The sequence below is a fragment of the Pseudomonas sp. PS02303 genome, from assembly GCF_029959925.1.
Lineage (GTDB): Bacteria > Pseudomonadota > Gammaproteobacteria > Pseudomonadales > Pseudomonadaceae > Aquipseudomonas > Aquipseudomonas mandelii.
In genome coordinates this window covers 1-2,082 of the sequence record NZ_JASCOM010000477.1, presented here as the reverse complement: position 1 = coordinate 2,082, position 2,082 = coordinate 1, and the positions used below count along the sequence as shown (strand labels likewise).

Genomic DNA, 2,082 nt, shown 5'->3' with positions numbered 1-2,082 from the left:
CGCTCCCACATTGGATCTGTGAACACTTGACCCTGTGGGAGCGAGCCTGCTCGCGATTGGATTTCAGCAGCAGCAAAAAATCCTGATCAGAACCACTCATCCTGCATCGTCAGGCAAACATCATCCCGAGCCTCAAGAATCGCCAGCTCATGGTGGCAACCCGGCACTTCCCAGGTCAGGAAATACCGCGCCGCCTGCAGCTTGCCTTTATAGAAGCTCACATCCGCCGCATTCCCCTTCGCCAACCCTTCCTCGGCGCGAATCGCCTGTTCCAGCCAGCGCCAGCCGATCACCGTGTGCCCGAACACTTTCAGGTACAGCGCCGAGTTCGCCAGGCTGCTGTTGACCTTGCCTTGGCCCAGATCCATCAGCAAACCGATGGTCACCGTTTGCAGGCGCGCGACCAGCTTCTCCAGCGGTTCACGCAACGCAGTCAATGACTCATGTGCCTGCGAGCGTTCGGCAGTGTTGGCAATCAAGCGGATCAGCTGTTTGAGCCCTGCACCACCGTTCTGCGCCAGTTTGCGTCCCAGCAAATCCAGCGACTGAATACCATGCGTGCCTTCGTGGATCGGGTTCAAACGGTTGTCGCGGTAATACTGCTCCACCGGGTATTCGCGGGTGTAGCCGTGGCCGCCGAGAATCTGGATCGCCAGTTCGTTGGCCTTCAGGCAAAACTCCGAGGGCCAGGATTTGACGATGGGTGTCAGCAAATCCAGCAGTTCGTGCGCCTGTTTGCGCTGGTCTTCGGTCTCCAGCGTCGTGGTGTCATCGAACAGTCGCGCCGCATACAACCCAAGGTCGAACGAGCCTTCGACATAGGCTTTCTGCGTCAGCAGCATGCGCTTGACGTCGGCGTGCTGAATGATTGCCACTGGCGCGGTGTTCGGGTCCTTGCTGTCCGGCACGCGACCTTGCGGACGTTCGCGGGCGTACTCCAGGGAATACAGATACCCGGCATAACCGAGCATCACCGCGCCCATGCCGACGCCGATCCGCGCCTCGTTCATCATCTGGAACATGTAGCTCAGACCGTGGTGCGCCTTGCCCACCAGATAGCCGACGCACTCACCGTTATCGCCGAAGTTCAGCGCGGTGGAGGTGGTGCCGCGCCAGCCCATCTTGTGAAACAGGCCTGCTAGCAAGACGTCGTTGCGCTTGCCGAGGCTGCCGTCATCGTTGACCAGGAACTTGGGCACGATAAACAACGAAATCCCTTTCACCCCGGCCGGTGCATCCGGCAGTTTCGCCAGGACCATGTGCACGATGTTCTCCGAGAGCGGGTGATCGCCACCGGAGATGAAAATCTTGTTGCCCTTGAGTCGATAGGTGCCGTCAGACGCAGGCTCGGCGCGTGTACGAATATCCGACAGCGAAGAACCGGCGTGCGGTTCGGTCAGGGCCATGGTGCCGAAGAAGCGACCGTCAATCATCGGTTGCAGGAAACGCTGCTTCTGCTCATCGGTGCCGAAGCTTTCAATCAGGTTCGCCGCGCCCATGGTCAGGAACGGGTACGAGGTCGACGCGGCATTGGCCGATTGGAAATGCGCGAAGCAGGCCTGGGACAGCAGCGTAGGCAGTTGCATGCCGCCGGCGTCGAAGCTGCGCGCGGCGTTGAGGAAACCGGCTTCGAGAAACGCATCCACTGCCGGTTTCACTTCCGGAATCAGAATCGCCTGACCGTTCTCGTAGCGCGGCTCGTTCTCGTCGTTCTTGCGGTTGTGCGGCGCGAAGAATTTCTCGGCGATGCTTCGGGCCGTGCCGATGGCGGCATCGAAGGTTTCGCGGTTGTGCTCGGCGAAACGCTCACGCTGGGTCAGGCCCTCGGCATCGAGGACTTCGTACAGCTCGAAAGCCAGATTGCGGGAACTGAGCAGCGTCTCGGACATGGCGGCCTACCTTTTTTTGGAATGGACCGAGTCTAGGCGTGAGAATAAAAGCTGAACAGGATGATTGATGAGCGTGATGGTGGAGCCGCGCAGCAACTTAGCAGACACCCCAAAACAACTGTAGGAGTGAGCCTGCTCGCGATAGCGGTGTGTCATCCAATAATAGGTCGGATGACAGAGCGCTATCGCGAGC

2 protein-coding genes are annotated in these 2,082 nt (G+C 59.5%); both read right to left on the bottom strand.

Annotated elements, in window-relative coordinates; translation table 11 throughout:
- Positions 1-86: 86 nt before the first annotated feature.
- Positions 87-1,889, bottom strand: a complete 1,803-nt coding sequence (locus tag QMX98_RS34235; RefSeq protein ID WP_083375210.1) for an acyl-CoA dehydrogenase — start codon at positions 1,887-1,889, stop codon at positions 87-89.
- 6 nt (positions 1,890-1,895) lie between these two features.
- On the bottom strand, positions 1,896-2,082 hold a 187-nt coding region (locus QMX98_RS34230), incomplete at its 5' end, for a hypothetical protein (RefSeq protein ID WP_282412067.1).

Bases quoted from the DNA above. Each gene is read 5' to 3' on its own strand.
- QMX98_RS34235 (WP_083375210.1), bottom strand. From the start codon at position 1,889: ATGTCCGAGACGCTGCTCAGTTCCCGCAATCTGGCTTTCGAGCTGTAC.